This window comes from Streptomyces sp. AM25, assembly GCF_058146165.1.
In genome coordinates this window covers 141,410-159,880 of record NZ_JBKIWN010000004.1, presented here as the reverse complement: position 1 = coordinate 159,880, position 18,471 = coordinate 141,410, and the positions used below count along the sequence as shown (strand labels likewise).

General features: G+C 72.7%; 16 protein-coding genes. 7 read left to right on the top strand and 9 right to left on the bottom strand.

Translation table 11 applies throughout. From position 1 onward, the window contains the following. Positions 1-8 precede the first annotated feature (8 nt). The gene (locus ACLHRZ_RS06845) at positions 9-1,376 is read right to left on the bottom strand and encodes a glutamine synthetase family protein (protein ID WP_490417361.1); all 1,368 of its coding nucleotides are present in this window, start codon (positions 1,374-1,376) and stop codon (positions 9-11) included. A gap of 84 nt (positions 1,377-1,460) precedes the next feature. Here ACLHRZ_RS06845 and ACLHRZ_RS06840 point away from each other — a divergent pair, with 84 nt between their 5' ends. The 3 genes from ACLHRZ_RS06840 (at position 1,461) to ACLHRZ_RS06830 (ending at position 4,462) form a co-directional block, all read left to right on the top strand. Beyond that, complete coding sequence (locus ACLHRZ_RS06840; protein WP_490417360.1) at positions 1,461-2,189, top strand: FadR/GntR family transcriptional regulator; 729 nt, start codon at positions 1,461-1,463, stop codon at positions 2,187-2,189. A gap of 96 nt (positions 2,190-2,285) precedes the next feature. Further along, positions 2,286-3,731: an ethanolamine permease gene (eat, locus tag ACLHRZ_RS06835; RefSeq protein WP_490417359.1), complete on the top strand. Its 1,446-nt coding sequence runs from the start codon at positions 2,286-2,288 to the stop codon at positions 3,729-3,731. Between the two features lie 29 nt (positions 3,732-3,760). After that, the gene (locus ACLHRZ_RS06830) at positions 3,761-4,462 is read left to right on the top strand and encodes a gamma-glutamyl-gamma-aminobutyrate hydrolase family protein (RefSeq protein ID WP_490417358.1); all 702 of its coding nucleotides are present in this window, start codon (positions 3,761-3,763) and stop codon (positions 4,460-4,462) included. A gap of 118 nt (positions 4,463-4,580) precedes the next feature. Here the strand turns inward: ACLHRZ_RS06830 and ACLHRZ_RS06825 are convergent, their stop codons facing one another. Beyond that, on the bottom strand, positions 4,581-5,525 hold the full coding sequence (locus tag ACLHRZ_RS06825) for a LysR family transcriptional regulator (protein WP_490417357.1): 945 nt from the start codon (positions 5,523-5,525) through the stop codon (positions 4,581-4,583). A gap of 70 nt (positions 5,526-5,595) precedes the next feature. Between ACLHRZ_RS06825 and ACLHRZ_RS06820 the strand changes: the two genes are divergently transcribed. Further along, a complete protein-coding gene (locus tag ACLHRZ_RS06820) occupies positions 5,596-6,684 on the top strand; it encodes a TDT family transporter (RefSeq protein WP_490417356.1) in 1,089 nt (362 codons plus the stop codon). On the opposite strand, the gene ACLHRZ_RS06815 is transcribed toward ACLHRZ_RS06820, so the two are convergent. The 3 genes from ACLHRZ_RS06815 to ACLHRZ_RS06805 form a co-directional block, all read right to left on the bottom strand. Next, on the bottom strand, positions 6,611-7,339 hold the full coding sequence (locus ACLHRZ_RS06815) for a helical backbone metal receptor (RefSeq protein ID WP_490417355.1): 729 nt from the start codon (positions 7,337-7,339) through the stop codon (positions 6,611-6,613). The two genes, ACLHRZ_RS06820 and ACLHRZ_RS06815, sit on opposite strands and share 74 nt — an antisense overlap. A gap of 234 nt (positions 7,340-7,573) precedes the next feature. Continuing rightward, positions 7,574-9,382, bottom strand: coding sequence for an ABC transporter permease/substrate binding protein (locus ACLHRZ_RS06810; protein ID WP_490417354.1), 1,809 nt, complete (start codon positions 9,380-9,382; stop codon positions 7,574-7,576). Further along, on the bottom strand, positions 9,375-10,421 hold the full coding sequence (locus ACLHRZ_RS06805) for a quaternary amine ABC transporter ATP-binding protein (RefSeq protein WP_490417353.1): 1,047 nt from the start codon (positions 10,419-10,421) through the stop codon (positions 9,375-9,377). Before ACLHRZ_RS06805 ends, ACLHRZ_RS06810 begins: the two co-directional genes overlap by 8 nt. 160 nt (positions 10,422-10,581) lie before the next feature. On the opposite strand from ACLHRZ_RS06805, the gene ACLHRZ_RS06800 reads away from it, so the two are divergent. From ACLHRZ_RS06800 to ACLHRZ_RS06790, 3 genes are read left to right on the top strand one after another with little or no spacing between them, the layout of a single operon-like run. After that, the gene (locus ACLHRZ_RS06800) at positions 10,582-11,487 is read left to right on the top strand and encodes a 5'-3' exonuclease (RefSeq protein ID WP_490417487.1); all 906 of its coding nucleotides are present in this window, start codon (positions 10,582-10,584) and stop codon (positions 11,485-11,487) included. Positions 11,488-11,542: 55 nt separating this feature from the next. Next, a complete protein-coding gene (locus ACLHRZ_RS06795) occupies positions 11,543-12,391 on the top strand; it encodes a siderophore-interacting protein (protein WP_490417352.1) in 849 nt (282 codons plus the stop codon). 19 nt (positions 12,392-12,410) lie between these two features. Next, positions 12,411-12,986, top strand: a complete 576-nt coding sequence (locus ACLHRZ_RS06790) for a hypothetical protein (protein ID WP_490417351.1) — start codon at positions 12,411-12,413, stop codon at positions 12,984-12,986. A gap of 183 nt (positions 12,987-13,169) precedes the next feature. Here ACLHRZ_RS06790 and ACLHRZ_RS06785 read toward each other — a convergent pair whose 3' ends face one another. From ACLHRZ_RS06785 to tatA, 4 genes are all read right to left on the bottom strand, one after another. Beyond that, positions 13,170-15,995 carry a DEAD/DEAH box helicase gene (locus tag ACLHRZ_RS06785; protein WP_490417350.1) on the bottom strand — a complete coding sequence of 942 codons (2,826 nt, stop codon included), beginning with the start codon at positions 15,993-15,995 and terminating at the stop codon, positions 13,170-13,172. A 44-nt stretch (positions 15,996-16,039) separates the two neighbouring features. Continuing rightward, positions 16,040-16,954 carry a diacylglycerol kinase gene (locus tag ACLHRZ_RS06780; RefSeq protein WP_490417349.1) on the bottom strand — a complete coding sequence of 305 codons (915 nt, stop codon included), beginning with the start codon at positions 16,952-16,954 and terminating at the stop codon, positions 16,040-16,042. 108 nt (positions 16,955-17,062) lie between these two features. Further along, complete coding sequence (gene tatC, locus ACLHRZ_RS06775; RefSeq protein ID WP_490417348.1) at positions 17,063-18,019, bottom strand: twin-arginine translocase subunit TatC; 957 nt, start codon at positions 18,017-18,019, stop codon at positions 17,063-17,065. A 62-nt stretch (positions 18,020-18,081) separates the two neighbouring features. Beyond that, on the bottom strand, positions 18,082-18,363 hold the full coding sequence (tatA, locus tag ACLHRZ_RS06770) for a Sec-independent protein translocase subunit TatA (RefSeq protein ID WP_490417347.1): 282 nt from the start codon (positions 18,361-18,363) through the stop codon (positions 18,082-18,084). Positions 18,364-18,471 lie beyond the last annotated feature (108 nt).

The following is an 18,471-nucleotide window of genomic DNA, read 5'->3' as shown; positions in this document are numbered from 1 at the left end:
GCGTGTCCTTACAGGCGTTCGAAGGAGCGGAACCGCTCCCAGTCCGTGACGGCGGTGTCGTACGCCTCCTGCTCGACGCGGGCCATGTGCCGGTAGTGCTCGACCACGTCGTCGCCGAAGGCGGCGCGGGCTATCGGGCTGGCCTCCCACAGCTCGGCCGCCTCGCGCAGGGTGGCGGGGACGTGCACGGCGTCGCCCGCGTACGCGTTGCCCGTGCACACCTCGGGCAGTTCGAGCTCGTGCTCGATGCCGTACAGCCCGGCCGCGACCATGCCGGCGACGGCGAGGTAGGGGTTCACGTCGCCGCCCGGCAGCCGGTTCTCGAAGCGGTGGGAGTGCCCGCGGCCGACGACGCGCAGGGAGCAGGTGCGGTTGTCGGGACCCCAGGCCACGGCCGTGGGGGCGAAGGAGCCGGGGCGGAAGCGCTTGTAGGAGTTGATGTTGGGGGCGTAGAGCAGGGTGAAGTCCCGCAGCGCGGCGAGCTGTCCGGCCAGGAAGTGCCGCATGACGGGGGACATGCCGTACGGGCCGCTGTCGTCGGCCATGACGGGGTGTCCGGCCTCGTCGCGCAGCGAGAGGTGGATGTGGCAGGAATTGCCCTCGCGCTCGTCGTACTTGGCCATGAAGGTGAGCGCCATGCCCTCCTGGGCCGCGATCTCCTTGGCGCCGGTCTTGTAGACGGCGTGCTGGTCGCAGGTGGTGAGGGCGTCGGCGTAGCGGAAGGCGATCTCGTGCTGGCCGAGGTTGCACTCGCCCTTGGCGGACTCGACGGTCATGCCGGCCGCGCCCATCTCGTTGCGGATGCGGCGCAGCAGGGGCTCGATGCGGCCGGTGCCGAGGACGGAGTAGTCGCAGTTGTACTGGTTGGCGGGGGTCATGTCGCGGTAACCGCGGCTCCACGCCTGCTCGTAGGAGTCCCGGAAGACCATGAACTCCAGCTCCGTGCCCGCGTACGCGGTCCAGCCGCGCTCGGCCAGCCGGTCGAGCTGGCGGCGCAGGATCTGCCGCGGGGAGGCGAGGACGGGCGAGCCGTCGTGCCAGGCGAGGTCGGCGGTGAGCAGGGCGGTGCCGGGGTTCCAGGGGGTGCGGCGGAGGGTGCCGAGGTCGCCGTGCAGGGCGAAGTCGCCGTAGCCGCGCTCCCAGGACGACATCGCGAAGCCGTCGACGGTGTTCATGTCGGTGTCGACCGCGAGGAGGTAGTTGCAGCCCTCCGTGCCGTGGTCGAGGGCGTCGTCGAGGAAGAACCGGGCGGCGAACCGCTTTCCCTGGAGCCGTCCTTGCATGTCCGTGAAGGCGAGGACGACGGTGTCGATCTCCCCGGCGTCGACGAGCCGGCGCAGTTCGTCGACGGCGAGCGGGGGTGTGCGGTCTGCCACGGTGGTGCCTCCCTGTCGGGCCTTCGGCGGTGCGACCGGAGGTCTTAAGGTAGGCCGGTAGACCATTGATTGGGAAGGGGGCCGATGAACGAGAATGCGGATACGGCGGAGCGGCTGGCGCCGGTGCTGCGGCCGGTCCGTGCGGGCAACGGCTTCGAGGAGGCCCTGCAGCAGATACTCCAGCTCCTGCGTCTGGGCCTGGTCGCGCAGGGCGAACGGCTTCCCGCGGAACGGGAGTTGGCGGACCGGCTGCACATCAGCCGGGTGACGCTGCGCGAGGTGCTGAAGGTGCTGCACGACCAGGGGCTGGTGGAGAGCCGGCGCGGCCGCTACGGCGGGACGTTCGTGCTCGCCCGGCCCGTGGCCTCCGGCGAGGCCGAACTGCGGCGCCGGGTCGCGGCGGTGGACGTCGAGGACACGCTGCGCTTCCGCGAGGTGCTGGAGACGGGCGCGGCCGGGCTGTGCGCGGCGCACGGGCTGACCGGGGCGCAGGCGCACCGCCTGGAGGAGGCGCTGGCCGCCACCCGTGACGCGCCCCTGCACGACTACCGCCGCCTGGACACCCGGCTCCACCTGACCTTGGCCGAACTGTCGGGTTCCCCCTCACTGGCCGCGCAGTACGCTGCCGTGCGCGCCACCGTCAACGACCTGCTGGACTGCATTCCGCTGCTGGTACGGAACCTGGAGCACTCTCAGCGGCAGCACGCCGCACTGGTGGAGGCGGTGCTGGACGGGGAGGCGGACCGGGCGCGCGAGGTGATGCGGGAGCACTGCTGCGGCACGGCGGCGCTGCTGCGGGGGTTTCTGGTGTGACGGCCGGAGTTACGCGGGATTGACGCACGGGGGTTGCCTTTCTCCTGCCCACCCGGCAAAGGTATGGCGCAAAACCATTGCCCGAAGGAGCGGCTCATGGCCGATCGCACTGCGCCCGCCTGTCCGCCCGCCCCCGAGGATGCGTACCTGGAGAAACGCACCTTGCGCCGGGGCAGCGCAGGCCCCCTGCTGCTCACGGGCCTCGGCGTGGCCTATGTCGTCTCCGGCGACTACTCCGGCTGGAACTTCGGCCTGGCGCACGGGGGGTTCGGCGGACTCGCCGCAGCCGCTGCCCTGATGGGCCTGATGTACACCTGCATGGTCTTCGCCCTCGCCGAACTGGCCGCCATCCTGCCCACGGCGGGCGGCGGTTACGGCTTCGCCCGGCGCGCGCTCGGCCCGTGGGGCGGCTTCCTCACCGGGACCGCGATCCTCATCGAGTACGTCCTGGCGCCCGCCGCCATCTCCATCTTCATCGGGGACTACGTCGCCTCGCTGCACCTGTTCGGCCTCACGTCCGGGTGGCCGGTGTATCTCGCCTGCTTCGCCGTCTTCATAGGCATCCACCTGTGGGGCGTGGGCGAGGCCCTGCGGTTCTCCTTCGTGGTGACCGGGATCGCGGTCGCCGCGCTGCTGGTCTTCGCCGCCGGGGCGTTCACGCACTTCGACGCGGGGCGGCTGGACGACATCCCCGTCGACCACTCGGCCTTCGGGGCCTCGTCCTGGCTGCCGTTCGGGGTGCTGGGCATCTGGGCGGCCTTCCCGTTCGGCATGTGGTTCTTCCTCGGGGTCGAGGGGGTGCCGCTGGCCGCGGAGGAGACGAAGGACCCGGCGCGCACGCTCCCGAAGGCGATGGCGACGTCCATGGGCATCCTGCTGCTCCTCGCCCTGCTCACGTTCGTCGCCGCCGGCGGGGCGGGCGGGGCCGACGCGATCAAGGAGGCGGGCAACCCGCTGGTGACCGCGCTGCAGCCGGACGGGCACGCCACGGCATTGAGCAGGATCGTCAACTACGCCGGTCTGGCAGGCCTGGTGGCCTCCTTCTTCTCCCTCATCTACGCCGGCTCGCGCCAGCTGTTCGCCCTCTCCCGCGCCGGCTACCTCCCCCGCTTCCTCTCCCTCACCAGCCGCCGCAAGGCCCCCTGGCTCGGCCTGCTGGTGCCGGGCACCCTGGGCTTCGCCCTCGCCGCGGCGACGGGGGACGGGGCGCGCATGCTCAACGTCGCGGTCTTCGGCGCCACCATCTCGTACGCGCTGATGTCGCTCTCCCACATCGTGCTGCGCCGCCGGGAACCGGGGCTGCACCGCCCGTACCGCACCCCGGGCGGGACGGTGACGTCGACGGTGGCCTTCCTGCTGGCCTGTTCGGCGCTGGTGGCCACGTTCCTGGTGGACGTGACGGCGGCCTTCATCGCGCTGGGCGTCTACGCGGTCGCGGCGGCCTACTTCGGGTTCTACAGCCGCCACCGCCTGGTGGCGAACGCGCCCGAGGAGGAGTTCGCGGCCCTGGCGGCGGCCGAGGCGGAGCTGACGCGCGAGTGACGGAACATAGCGAAAGGACCTGGAAAGACATGCCCGTTCAGCCTCTCATCGGCGTCACCACCTACCTGTGCCGGGCCCGCTGGGGCGTCGCGTGGGACCTCCCGGCGGCGCTGCTGCCGGATGCGTACCCGCAGTACGTCCGGCGCGGGGGCGGCCTGGTGGCCATGCTGCCGCCCGACGACCCCGCGGCGGCGGCCCCGTTGCTGCGTCGCCTGGACGGGCTCGTCCTCGCGGGCGGCGAGGATCTCGACCCGGCGCTGTACGGGGAACAGCCGCATCCGCGCGCGGGTGCGCCGGTGCCCGCACGCGACCGCTGGGAACTGGCGCTGCTGGAGGCCGCGTTGGAGCAGGGCGTGCCGGTGCTGGGCATCTGCCGCGGCATGCAGCTGATGAACGTCCACGCGGGCGGCACACTGTGCCAGCACCTGCCGGACGAGGTGGGGCACGAGGGGCACAACCCGGTGGTGGGCGCGTTCAGGGACCATGCGGTCACGGTGGTGCCGGGGACCCGGACGGCGACGTTGGTGAAGGGCCCGGCGGTGGCGACGCACCATCACCAGGGGGTGGCCCGGCTGGGCCGGGGGCTTGTCGCGTCGGCGCATGCGGAGGACGGGACGGTGGAGGCGGTTGAACTGCCGGGTGCCGGCTTCGCGGTGGGGGTGCAGTGGCACCCGGAGGTGGGGGACGAGTACGGGCTGGTGCGGGGGGTGGTGGAGGCGGCGGAGGGATGAGGCCCTGCGTGATCGCGCCCCGAAGGGGCGCGGGGCGGTGATATATGCGGCTCCGCCGCGTGGGCGCGACCAGCCACGACGAACCCGCAGCCGACGCACCGCGCTTCCCGCGGAGCGCTCAAGGGATCCGGGGCGCAGCCCCGGGAGACGACGGGCGCGTCAACCCCAGCAGGTCACGCGCCGGCCCCGTCGGCCGGTGCCCGTGCGGCCACACCGCCCGCAACGCCCGCCGCAGGGCGAGCCCCGCCACGTGGATCTCGACCAGCCGCCCGGACGCGAGTTCGTCCCGCACCGCGAGTTCGCTCAGCACGGACGGCCCCGCGCCGCTGACCACGGCCGACTTCACGGCCGTGGTGGACGCCAGCTCCAGGAGCGGCGGTGCCACGCCGCCCAGTGCCGCGTCCAGCACCTGCCGCGTACCGGACCCCCGCTCGCGGAGGATCAGCGGCGTGGCCGCCAACTCCCCCGCGTCCAGCGGGGAACGGCGCCGTGCCCACGGGTGCCCCGGCGGAGCCACCACCACGAGCCGGTCGTGCCCCACGGTCGCCCCGTCGAGCCCGGCCGGCACGTCGAGCCCCTCGACGAAGCCCAGGTCCGCCTCCCCCGCCAGCAGCCGTTCCGCCACCGCCGCCGAGTTGCCGGCCAGCAGCGACACCGCCGTACCGGGCCGCTCCCCGCGCAGCGCGACCAGCCAGCCGGGCAGCAGGTACTCGGCGATCGTCATGCTCGCCGCCACCCGCAGCCGCGAGTCGCGGCGCCCCCGCAGCGCCTGCGCCCCCGCGTCGAAGGCCTCGGCCGCCTCCACGACCCGCCGCGCCCAGTCGGTGACGAGCACCCCGGCGTCCGTCAGCCGCGAGCCGCGCGGCGACCGCTCCACGAGGGCCACGCCGAGCAGCCGCTCCATGCTGCGGATGCGCCCGCTGGCGGCGGGCTGGGTGATGCCCAGTTCCCGCGCCGCCCGCCCCAGGCTGCCCAGCCGGGCCACGGCGAGCAGCAGCTCCAGCGCCCCGAGGTCGGGCACCCGGTGCGCCAGCGGCACTTGCGGACCGTCTCCCTCGCCCATAACCCCAGCTTATGCCCTCATAGCTGCAACGGCCCTGGTGGGAGCCGTTCCGGGGGGAGATCGTGGACCCATGAGACACCTCGGCCCCAACTGGTACGCCTCGGTCATGGGCACGGCGATCGTCGCCGCGGCCGGCGCCGCCCTCCCCCTGCACGCGCCCGGACTGCGCGGCGCGTACGAAATCGTGTGGGCGCTGGCCGCACTGATGCTGCTGACGCTGCTCGGGGCGCGGGCCGTGCACTGGGCCCGCCACTCCGACCAGGCCCGCCGACACCTGGACGACCCGGCCGTCGCCCCCTTCTACGGCTGCCTGGCCATGGCCCTCCTCGCGGTGGGCGGCGCCACCCTCTCCGTGGGCTCCGGGGTGATCGGGCAGGACGCGGCCGTGGCCGCCGACGCCGTGCTGTGGACCGCCGGCACGGTCGTCGGCCTGGTCGCGGCGGCCGGTGTCCCGTACCTGATGGTGACCCGGCACCGCATCGAGCCGGGCCAGGCCTCCCCGGTGTGGCTGCTGCCCGTGGTGGCCCCGATGGTGTCCGCCGCGCTGGGCCCCGCGCTCGTGCCGCACCTGCCGGCCGGACAGTGGCGGGACGCGATGACGCTGGGCTGCTACGCGCTGTTCGGCATGAGCCTGCTGACCGTGCTCCTCATCCTGCCGCTGGTCTTCTCGCGGCTGGTCCACCACGGCCCGCTGCCCGTCGCGCTCACCCCGGCGCTGTTCCTGGTGCTGGGCCCGCTGGGCCAGTCCGTGACGGCCGTCAACAACCTCGCCGACGCCACCGCGGGCGGCCGGTACGCCTCCGCCACGGCCGCGTTCGCCGTGCTCTACGGCGCCCCCGTGATCGGCTTCGCCCTGCTGTGGCTGCTGCTCTCCGTGGCGATGACGGTACGGGCCTTCCGGCAGGGCATGGGCTTCGCGATGACCTGGTGGGCGTTCACCTTCCCCGTCGGCACCTGCGTCACCGGCGCCGCCGCGCTGGGCCGCCACACCGGGCTGCACGCCTTCACCTGGCTGGCCGCCGCCCTGTACGTGCTGCTGGTGACCGCCTGGGCGGTGGCCGGGACCCGCACCCTGGCCGGACTGGTCAGCGGACGGCTGCTCGCAGCGCCCGCCCCAGCACCTCTGGCGCCCGTGTCAGTGACGGTCCGTACCACGTGAGATGACGCCCGCTGACGAGCGCGGACGGCAGCCCCGGGAACGCCTCGGGGCCGTCGTCGTGCGCGAAGCGGTAGGGCTCGTCGGGCAGGACGACCAACTGCGCGCCGCACGCGTTGAGCTCGTCCAGGGGGATGCGGGGGTAGCGCTCGGCGTGCCCGGCAAGGATGTTGACCACGCCGAGACGGGCGAGGAGATCGCCCGCGAAGGTGTCCCGGCCCAGCACCATCCAGGGCCGGCGCCACACGGGCACGACGGCCCGTACCGGGGGCCCTGCGGGCGGTAGTTGGCGCCAGGCGGTGCGGGCTGCGTCGAGCCAGGCGGGGCGAGGCAGCCCGCATACATCCACCAGGACGCGTTCCAGCTCGCTGAACGCCTGCTCCAGCGTGCGGATCTCGGTGACGAGCACCGGGATGCCGGCGGCCCGCAGGGCGGCCAGGTCCGGGGCGCGGTTCTCCTCCTCGTTGGCGATGACGAGGTCGGGCGCGAGGTCCGCGATGCGGGCCGTGTCGGGGTTCTTGGTGCCGCCGATGCGGGCGACGTCCAGGCCGGCGGGGTGGTCGCACCAGTCGGTTGCACCGACGAGCAGTCCGGGCGCGGTGGCGGCGACGGCCTCGGTGAGGGAGGGGACGAGGGAGACGACGCGGCAGGTGGTCATGGGGTGATGATGCGCCCCGGAAGGGGCGCGGGGAACTGCGCGATCAGCCACGACGCGCCTGCAGCCGACGTTCCCGGGGCTGCGCCCCGGACCCCTGGGGCGGTGCGTCGACTGCAGGCCGGTGGGGGCTGATCGCGCAGTTCCCCGCGCCCCTTACGGGGCGTCCCGTCGCGCCCACGCGGGGGGACGCACATTGTGCGACCCCCCGCCCCTTCAGGGCGCGACCACGCGCTGCTAGTGCACCGGCGCGATCTCGTCCTCCAGCCCCGGCCGTGCGTCCAGCCAGCGCCGTGCGGACTCCTTCTCCTTGCCCTTGCCGCCCTTCTGGATCTCCGCTTCCAGGGACGACAGGTCCTTCTCCGACATCTTGAAGTTCTTGATCCACTCCGCGATCTTCGGGAAGTCCTCGGCGAAGTCCTTCTTGCCCACCGCGTGGATCTGCTCGCCCTCGCCCCAGGCGCCCTTGGGGTCCTTGAGCTTCTTCAGGTCGTAGGTGCCGTAGGCCCAGTGCGGCGACCACAGCGTGGTCACGACGGGTTCCTTCTTCTTGATGGCCCGGTCCAGGTCGGCCAGCATCGTGGCCGTCGAGGACGAGACGACCTTGTACTCGCCGTCGAGGCCGTACTCCTTGAGCACCTTGTCGTTGAGCTTGCCCATCATGCCGGCGCTGGCCTCGATGCCGACGATCTTCCCGCCGAACTCGGAGCCCTTGCCCTTCAGGTCCGCCAGCGAGTCGACGTCCTTGACGTACGAGGGCACGGTCAGCTCCAGCGAGGTCGGCCCGTACCAGGAGCCGAGGTCGGTGAGCTTGTCGGCGTAGCGGTCCATGTACTGCTTGTGCGTCGTGGGCAGCCACGAGTCGAACTGCACGTCCATCTGGCCCTGGGCCAGGGCCGTGTAGAGCGGTCCGGGGTCGAGCTGCTTGACGTCCGGCTTGTAGCCGCGGTCCTCGAGGATGTTCTGCCACAGGTAGGTCGAGGCGACGGCCTCGTCCCACGGGAAGTAGCCGAGCTTCACGGCCTTGCCCTGGCCGACGTTCTTGCCCGCGGCCACGTTGTCCCGGTCGCCGTCGCCGTCGGCGATCCGCATGCCGCCCGCGACGAGCGCGAGGACGACGACGCCCACGGTGGCCACGGCCGTGCCGGGCCGGTAGCGCAGGACGCTCGCGTACCGGGAGAGGCCCGCGGCGCTCTGTGCCGCGGCGGCCCGGCGGCCCAGCGCCGAGACCCGGCGGCTGAGGGCGCCCGTCATCCGGTCCAGGTACATGGCGAGGACGACGACGGCGAGGCCGCTCTCCACGCCGCGGCCGATGTCGACCTGGGTGACGGCCGCGTACACGGCCTCGCCGAGGCCGCCCGCGCCCGCCATGCCGGCGATGACGACCATGGACAGCGCCAGCATGATGACCTGGTTGACGCCCGCCATGATGGTGGGCAGCGCCAGCGGCAGCTGGACCCGGGTGAGGGTGTCGCGCGGCGGCGTGCCGAACGCCTTGGCCGCCTCGACGAGTTCGCCGTCGACCTGGCGGATGCCGAGCTCGGTCATCCGCACGCCCGGCGGCATGGAGAAGACGACCGTCGCGATCAGGCCCGGCACGGTGCCGATGGAGAAGAACATCACGCCGGGGATCAGGTAGACGAAGGCCGGCATCGTCTGCATGACGTCCAGGACGGGGCGCAGCACCCCGCTGACCCGCCGGTTGCGGGCCGCCCAGATACCCAGCGGCACGGCGGCCAGCAGGGTGATGACGCTCGCGACGAGCACGAGGGACAGCGTGGCCATCGCCTCGTGCCACAGCCCGAAGGAGTCGATGAGCGCGAGGCCCACGAAGGCCAGCACGGCGGCGAGCAGTCCGCGCAGCCACCAGGCGACGACCGCGAGGATGCCGGCCATGATCAGCGCGTTCGGGGCGCCGAGCACCGCGTCCACGCCGTCGTACATGCCGCTCAGGACGGTGCTGATGATGTCGAAGAGGCCGCCGAGGTGGGACTGGAGCCAGTCGACGGCCGTCTTGGCCCAGCTTCCGAGGTGGATCCTAGGCACCGGCGGTCACCTCCTCGGCGCGCTGCACCGGCCGGTCGCTCAGGGCCGCCATGAGGCGGTCCCGGGTGATCACTCCGGTGGGCCGGCCGGCCTCGTCCGTGACGACGACCGGGTCGCCGTTGCAGGCGAAGGGGGCGAACAGGTCGGCGACGGGCGCCTCGGCGCCGACGGTCGCGGCGCCGTCCGGGACGGCCGCGGCCTTCTCCATGATGGATCCCGCGGTGAGGACCCGGGAGCGGTCGACGTCCTGGATGAAGGAGGCCACGTAGTCGTTGGCGGGCCGGACGAGGATGTCCTCGGCGGTGCCGTTCTGGACGATGCGGCCGTCGCGCATGACGGCGATCCGGTCGCCCAGGCGCATGGCCTCGTTGAGGTCGTGGGTGATGAACACGATCGTCTTCTTGAGCCGCTTCTGCAGGTCGAGCAGCTGATCCTGCATGTCGCGGCGGATCAGCGGGTCGAGGGCGCTGAAGGACTCGTCCATCAGCAGCAGGTCGGCGTCGGTGGCCAGCGCGCGGGCGAGGCCCACGCGCTGCTGCATGCCGCCGGAGAGCTCGTCGGGCCAGGACTTCTCCCAGCCCTTCAGCCCGGCCAGGTGCAGCGCCTCGGTGGCCCGCTCCTCGCGCTCCGCGCGGGGCACGCCGCGCACCTCGAGGCCGTAGGCGGCGTTCTCCAGCACGCTGCGGTGCGGGAAGAGGGCGAAGTGCTGGAAGACCATGCTGATGTTCCGCGAGCGGACCTCGCGCAGCTCGCGCGGGGACAGGGCGGTCAGGTCCTGTCCGTCGTAGAGCACCCGGCCCGCGGTGGGGTCCTCCAGCCCGTTGAGCATGCGCAGCAGCGTGGACTTGCCGGAGCCGGAGAGTCCCATCACCACGAAGATCTGGCCGGCCTCGACCTCGAACGAGGCGTCGATGACCGCCGCCGTGGTGCCCTCCGCACGCAGCTCCTCGCGGCTCGCGCCGCTCTTGAGCCGCGGCACGGCGGCTTCGGGTCGTCTGCCGAACACCTTGAACAAGTGCTCGGCTTGCAGCCTGGACACATATACCTCTCGGGTCGAACTCGCTTCACCCGGCCTCCCCCGACGGGCCGGGCGTACTACGGGCCCGCGCCTGCCCCGGCTCATTCCGGTCAAACCGAACAGTGATCCAGTTCACATGTCGGTGGCATGCGGCATCATCGAACTCGTGACGCGACGCCTGATGCTCCTCGACACCGCCTCCCTGTACTTCCGCGCCTACTTCGGGGTGCCCGAGTCGGTGAAGGCCCCGGACGGCACGCCCGTGAACGCGGTGCGCGGCCTGCTCGACTTCATCGCCCGGCTCGTCGCCGACCACCAGCCGGACGACCTGGTGGCCTGCATGGACGCCGACTGGCGGCCGCAGTGGCGGGTGGACCTGATCCCCTCGTACAAGGCGCACCGGGTGGCCGAGGAGGTCGAGGGCGGGCCGGACGCGGAGGAGACGCCGGACACCCTCTCCCCGCAGGTCCCGGTGATCGAGGCGGTGCTCGACGCGCTCGGCATCGCCCGCATCGGCGCCGCGGGGTACGAGGCGGACGACGTGATCGGCACCCTGACCGCCCGGGCGCAGGGCCCGGTGGACATCGTCACCGGCGACCGCGACCTCTACCAGCTCGTCGACGACGCGCGCGGCGTGCGCGTGCTGTACCCGGTCAAGGGCGTCGGCACGCTGCAGATCGTGGACGAGGCGGTGCTGCGCGAGAAGTACGGGGTGGACGGGCCGGGGTACGCGGACCTGGCGCTGCTGCGCGGCGACCCCAGCGACGGGCTGCCGGGCGTGCCGGGCATCGGCGAGAAGACCGCCGCGAAGCTGCTGGCGGCGTACGGCGACCTCGCGGGGATCACGGCCGCCGCCGAGGACCCGGCGTCCCGGCTGACGCCCGCGCAGCGCAGGCGGCTGTTGGAGGCCCGTCCGTACCTGGAGGTGGCGCCCACGGTGGTGCGGGTCGCCTCCGACGTGCCGGTGCCGCCGTGCGACGCCGCGCTGCCGGCCGTGCCCCGCGATCCGGAGGAGCTGGAAGTGCTCGCGGCGCGCTGGGGGTTGGGCGGATCTTTGCAGCGGCTGCTCACCACCCTCGCCGGGTGAGCTGTTAAGTTAGGCAGACCTTACTTATCGTGCACCGCGCCCCAGGGAGACAACCGTGGCAGAGCGTCCCGTCCGCAATAAACCGCAGGTGACCCGCGCCCGCGTGGTGCGCACCGAGCGGCTGTCCCCGCACATGGTCCGAGTGGTGCTGGGCGGCGAGGGCCTCGCCGGCTTCGAGGCCGGCGAGTGCACCGACCATTATGTGAAGCTGCTCTTCCCGGTCGAGGGCGTCGCCTACCCGGAGCCGTTCGACATCGAGGCGATCCGCCGCGACATGCCGCGCCACGCGTGGCCGCGGACGCGTACGTACACGGTCCGCGCCTTCGACCGCGCGGCGCAGGAGCTGACGGTCGACTTCGTCGTCCACGGCGACGAGGGCCTCGCCGGACCGTGGGCCGTCCGCGCCGAGCCGGGCACGGAGATCCTCTTCCTGGGCCCCGGCGGCGCCTACGCCCCCGACCCGGCCGCCGAGTGGCACCTGCTCGCGGGCGACGAGAGCGCACTGCCGGCCATCGCCGCGGCACTGGAGCGGATGCCGGAGGGCGCCGTGGTCCACGCCTTCGTCGAGGTCGCCGACGAGCGGGAGCGGCAGGAGCTGCGGCTGCCCGCCGGGGTGGCGGTCTCCTGGCTGCACCGCGACGGCGCACCGGTCGGCAAGGCCCTGGTGGAGGCGGTGCGTTCGCTCGACTTCCCGCCGGGCGACGTGCACGCCTTCGTCCACGGCGAGGCCGGCTTCGTGAAGGAGTTGCGCCGCCACCTGCGCATGGAGCGCGGGGTGCCGCGCGAGCGGCTGTCGATCTCCGGCTACTGGCGCCGGGGCCACGACGAGGACGGCTGGCAGGCGGCGAAGCGCGAGTGGAACCAGCAGGTCGAGGCCGAACAGGAGGGCCCGGCGGCGGCCTGACGCCCCGTATCCTCGCTGCATGTACCTTGCCCGGACAGCCGTGGCCGCGGCCGCCGCGGCCGCGCTCGCCCTGCCCTCCCCCGGCTCCGGATCCGGCGACTCGTCGCTGGAGCACGAGGGGGGTGCCGCCCAGCGCGGCCGGGAGACGGTCTTCACGGTGACGACCGGCCAGGACCACGGCAGTCTGACGGTGGAGTCGGAAGCGTTCGTGAAGAAGCTCACGCTCCGGGACAAACGATTCCGCACGGGCAAGGACGGCGAGCTCTACACCACGGTGGCCGGCATGGTCCTCTGCGACGTCGAACCGGGCACGTACCCGGTGGAGTTGAAGGAGGACGACGAGACGGTGGACACGGCGGAGCTGACCGTCACCTCCGACATGGACCCGGGGAACCGGGACTTCTGCGCGTCGCACGCGAGTTACGACGACGCGGTGGACCGCACGAGCGAGACGGCGCCGGACGAGGAGGACGACGGCGGGGGCGTCGGGCTGGGCGAGTTGGCGGCGGTGATCGCGGGCACCGCGGCACTGTCGGCGGTGCTGGCGTCTGCGGCGACGTACTTGGTGACGCGGCGCAGGAGGAACCGCCCCTGACCCGCCGCTGGTTGCGCCCCGATAGGGGCGCGGGGCCGTTACTCCCCCGGCTACCTCCCCCAGCTACCGCTGGGGGTGCCCCCAGGAGGTACCCCCAGCGGCTCCGCCGCGTGGGCGCGACCGGCCACAGCCGGCCCGCAGCCGCAGAACCAGGGGTCCTGGGGGCGAAGCCCCCAGGACCGGTCACCCCACCGACGAGTACGCCACGACCCCCCGCAGCAGACCGTCAACCGCCTTACGTGCGTTCCGCGCAACCGGACTGCCCGCCGGCGAGGCCGCGGCAATCTGCCCCAGCACATCGATCAGCTGCTTCGACCACCGCACGAAGTCCCCCGCCGGCATCTCGATCTCCCGCAGCACCTCGTCCAGCCCGTGGCCGGAGGCCCACCGGTACGCGGCCCACGCGAAGCCGAGGTCCGGCTCGCGCTGGCCGACGCCCTCGGCCTGGTTGATCTTGTGCTGTTCCTCCAGGGCGTCCAGCCGGCCCCAGATGCGGACCATCTCCGCGAGCGCCTCCTTCGCGGCGCCCGACGGCAGCTTCGGGGCCATCGCCTCGTCCGCGGCACGGGCCTCGTAGACCAACGCCGAGGCGCACGCGGCCAGTTCGGCCGGCTTGAGGCCCTCCCAGACGCCGTCGCGCAGGCACTCCGAGGCCAGCAGGTCCAGCTCGCCGTACAGGCGGGCCAGCCGGCGGCCGTCCTCGGTCACCTCGTCGCCGTGCAGGTAGCCGAGGTCGGTCAGGAGCGCGCAGATGCGGTCGAAGGTGCGGGCGATCGTGTTCGTCCGGCCCTCGATACGCCGCTCCAGCTGGCGCGTGTCGCGCAGCAGCCGGTGATAGCGCTCGGCCCAGCGGGCGTGGTCCTCGCGCTCGTCGCAGCCGTGGCAGGGGTGCGCCCGGATCGCGGCGCGCAGGCGCGAGATCTCGGTGTCGTCCACGGCGGCCGAGCGGGACTTGCGGTGCCGCTCCGGCTCGATGTGCCCGGCCTTCGTGCGGAGCGCGGAGGCGAGGTCGCGCCGGGACTGCGGGCTGCGCGGGTTGAAGGACTTGGGGATCCGCATCCGCTCCAGCGGCTCGACCGGCACCGGGAAGTCGATCGGGGCCAGCCGCTTGACCTGCCGCTCGGCGGTGAGCACCAGCGGGCGCGGCCCCTCGTGGGGGTCGAAGCCGCGGTGCCGGTCCGTGCGGCCGGGGGCCGTGCCGGGGTCGAGCACGAGCGCCAGGCCGGCGAACTTGCCGGTGGGCACGTGGATGACGTCCCCGGGCTTGAGCCGCTCCAGCGCGGCCGCGGCCGCGGCCCGCCGCTGCACGGCGCCCTGCTTGGCCAGCTCGGTCTCGCGGTCCTTCAGCTCGCGGCGCAGCCGCGCGTACTCCTCGAAGTCGCCGAGGTGGCAGTCGATGGCCTCGCGGTACCCGGCGAGGCCCTCCTCGTTGCGCTGGACCTGGCGCGAGATGCCGACGACCGACTTGTCGGCCTGGAACTGGGCGAAGGAGGTCTCCAGCAGTTCGCGGGAGCGGTGCCGCCCGAACTGGGAGACCAGGTTGACCGCCATGTTGTAGGACGGCTTGAAGCTGGATCTCAGCGGGTACGTGCGCGTGCCGGCCAGGCCCGCGAGGGCGGCCGGGTCCATGGCGCGCTGCCACAGCACGACCGCGTGGCCCTCGACGTCGATGCCGCGCCGCCCGGCGCGGCCGGTCAGCTGGGTGTACTCGCCGGGGGTGATGTCGGCGTGCTGCTCGCCGTTCCACTTGACGAGCTTCTCCAACACCACCGAGCGGGCGGGCATGTTGATGCCCAGCGCCAGCGTCTCGGTGGCGAAGACCGCCTTGACCAGGCCCTTGACGAAGAGCTCCTCCACGACCTCCTTGAAGGTCGGCAGCATGCCCGCGTGGTGCGCGGCGATGCCCCGCTCCAGGCCCTCCAGCCACTCGAAGTAGCCCAGGACGTGCAGGTCCTCGTCGGGGATGGCGGCGCAGCGCTCCTCCACGATCTCGCGGACCCGGGCGCGCGCCGCGTCGTCGTTGAGCCGCAGGCCCGCGTAGAGGCATTGCTGGACGGCGGCCTCGCAGCCGGCCCGGCTGAAGATGAAGGTGATGGCGGGCAACAGGCCCTCGGCGTCGAGCCGTTCGATGACCTCGACCCGGCTGGGCGTCCAGATCCTGCTGCGCTGGCGGCGGTCGCGCTCGCGGTCGGCCTCGCGCAGGTTGCCGCGGCGGCGGTCGCGGCCGCCCATGGGGCGGCTGTTCTCCATGCGGGCCAGGCGCACCAGATCGGGGTTGACCTCGCGGCGGCCCGTGCCGGGGGCGCCGGCGCGGTTCTCCTTCTCCTCGAAGAGGTCGTACATCCGCCGCCCGGCCAGCACGTGCTGCCACAGCGGGACGGGCCGGTGCTCGGAGACGATCACCTCGGTGTCGCCGCGGACGGTGTCGAGCCAGTCGCCGAACTCCTCGGCGTTGGAGACGGTGGCCGAGAGGGAGACCAGGGTCACCGACTCCGGGAGGTGGATGATGACCTCCTCCCAGACGGCGCCGCGGAAGCGGTCGGAGAGGTAGTGCACCTCGTCCATGACCACGTAGCCGAGGCCGATCAGCTCCGTCGAGCCGGCGTAGAGCATGTTGCGCAGCACCTCGGTGGTCATCACGACCACCGGGGCGTCGGCGTTGACGCTGTTGTCGCCGGTGAGCAGGCCGACCTTGGCGGCGCCGTAGCGTTTGACGAGGTCGCTGTACTTCTGGTTCGACAGCGCCTTGATGGGCGTGGTGTAGAAGCACTTGCGGCCCTGGGTGAGGGCCAGGTGGACGGCGAACTCGCCCACGATGGTCTTGCCCGAGCCGGTCGGGGCCGCGACCAGCACGCCCTTTCCGGCCTCCAGGGCCTTGCACGCCTCGATCTGGAAGGGGTCCAGCTCGAAGTCGTACATCTCGCGGAAGGGGGCAAGCGCGGTGGCCTGCTCGGCGGCGCGCTGCCTGGCCAGGGCGTAGCGCTCAGCAGGGGGCATGTCGTCGGTCATCTTGGATACGAGCCTACCGGGCACGTATGACAGGCACCTGATCTTTAACCGGCTGCGCGAACCGACTGTGCGGCTCCCAGCAGGCGCACAGCGCCCGGCACCGTCTCCGCGGTGAGCGGCAGCGGGCCCAGCGGTTCGCCGTCGGCGTAGCCGGTGATCCCGTCCGCCTCCAGGGTCACCCTGGTGGCCCGGTGGACGGTGACCGTGGGATGGCCGAGGTGGGTGCCGCGGTAGACACGGGGGAAGACGGCGAGGAGGGTGGAGCGGCTGCAGGGGCCGACGACGGTGATGTCGAAGAGCCCGTCGTCGAGGCGGGCGCTGCCGCAGATGCGCATGCCGCCGCCGTAGGAGCCGGCGTTGCCGACGGCGACGAGGGTCGCCTCCAACTGCTGCTCGGGACCGTCGTCGAGGCGGATCCGGTACGGGATGGGCCGCAGGGCGGCGAGTTCGGCGATCATCGCGGCGTTGTAGCGCAGCCGCCCGGTGGGGAAACGCAGCCGGTTGCCGCGGTCGTTGACGCGGGAGTCGAAGCCGGAGGCCAGGACGGTGCCGAACCAGGTGCCGCCGGCCAGTCCGAGATCGACGGCCCGGCCGCCGTCCTCCTTGAGGGAGCGGGCGACGGCCCGGCCGGCCGCCGCCGGGGCGCGCACGGGCAGCCGGTTGGCACGGGCGAAGTCGTTGCCGGTGCCGACGGCGACCACACCGAGCGGCGTGAGGGTGCCGGCCACGGCCTGGAGCGCGAGCGAGACCATGCCGTCGCCGCCGACGGCGATCAGCGCGCCCGTCCCGCCCGCGACCGCCTCCCGCGCGCGGCGCAGCGCGTCGGGGGCGTCGGTGCCGACGACGGTACGGACGTGGAACCCGGCGCCGCGGAGCACCGCGGCCGCGGGCCGGGCGGCGCGGGCGCCGCGGCCGCGGCCCGCGGAGGGGTTGACGAAGAGCGTGATGTCGCTGGTCACGCGGGGACCCTACCGGCTGGTCACCGGGCGGCCGCACCAGTTCGGACAACGGCGGAGGGGCGGTCGCCGGCATCGGCGACCGCCCCTCGGCAGGGCATCCGGGTCGGGTCAGGTCACGTCGTCGTACCCGGACCGGCCGGTGGAGTGCGCGCCGTCGGCGGACGGCTGCTCCGGCAGGGCGGGCAGCGGCTCGCTGTCGCCGATGGACTGCGGGGTGAGGTCCAGCGGGGCCGCCTCGTCGTCGTCCAGGTCGCGGTCCGGGTTCGCCTTCTGCTTGCGCCTGTCGTTGACCAGCGCGATGCCGACGGCGATGAAGTAGAGCACGATGATCGGGCCGGCCAGCAGGAACATCGAGAACGGGTCCACGGTCGGCGTGGCCACGGCGGCGAAGACCGTGACGCCCATGACCATGGGCCGCCACCAGCCGAGCATCCGGCGGCCGGAGAGGATGCCGCCGAAGTTGAGCATCATCAGCAGCAGCGGCAGCTCGAAGGAGAGGCCGAAGACGACCACCAGGCGCGTGACGAGGTCGATGAGCTCGTCGAGCGGCAGCAGGTTGGTGACGCCCTGCGGCGTGAAGTCGATGAGGACCTTCGCGGCCGCGGGCAGGGCCCAGTACGCGAAGTAGGCGCCGGCCCCGAAGAGCGGGACGCCGGCGGCGACGAAGCCCAGCGCGTACTTCTTCTCGCTCCTGTGCAGCCCGGGCGCCAGGAACGCCCACAGCTGGTACAGCCAGACCGGGCTGGACAGCACCAGGCCGGAGACCAGCGAGACCTTCACCATGAGGGTGAAGGGCCCGACGAGGCCCGACATGGTGATGTTGCCGCAGGTCTTGGTGGCGTCCTTCTGCGACAGCTCGGAGAAGGAGACCTGGCAGCCGATCGCCTGCTGGATCGGATGCTTGAAGACCTCGATGATGTCCTTGTAGTAGAAGGCCGCCACCACGGCCACCACGACAATGGCGACCACGGACTTCGCGAGCCGATTGCGCAGCTCGCGCAGGTGCTCCACGAGGGGCATCCGGCCCTCGGGGTCCTTCACCTTCTTGCGGGCAGAGTTGGCCAACCCACGTCCCTATCTCGTGCGGCGGACGGCGGCAGACGGCGCCGTCCTGATCTTTGCCGGGTTCAGCGCTGCGTCGTGCGGTCGCCCGGCTCGTTCACCGGGCGGGAGGTCGCGTCGCCGGGGGCAGCCTTGATGGTACGGGGGCTCTGCGCGTCGGCGGGCGGGTCGGCCGGGGCGGAGGCGTTGTCCTGGCCCTCGGAGCGCATGGCCTTGGTCTCGCTCTTGAGGATCCGCGCGGACTTGCCGAGGGAGCGCGCCATGTCCGGCAGCTTCTTCGAGCCGAACAGCAGCACGACCACGACGAGGATGAGGATGATCTCGGGGGCGCCGAGCCGTCCGAACATATGCGTGTACCTTCTCACCGAAGCGGGATGGACTGGGACTGACGACTGACCGGACAAATGTCCACCAGACGTACCGCAGCGATCGTAACGCGCAGCAGTGAACGCCGG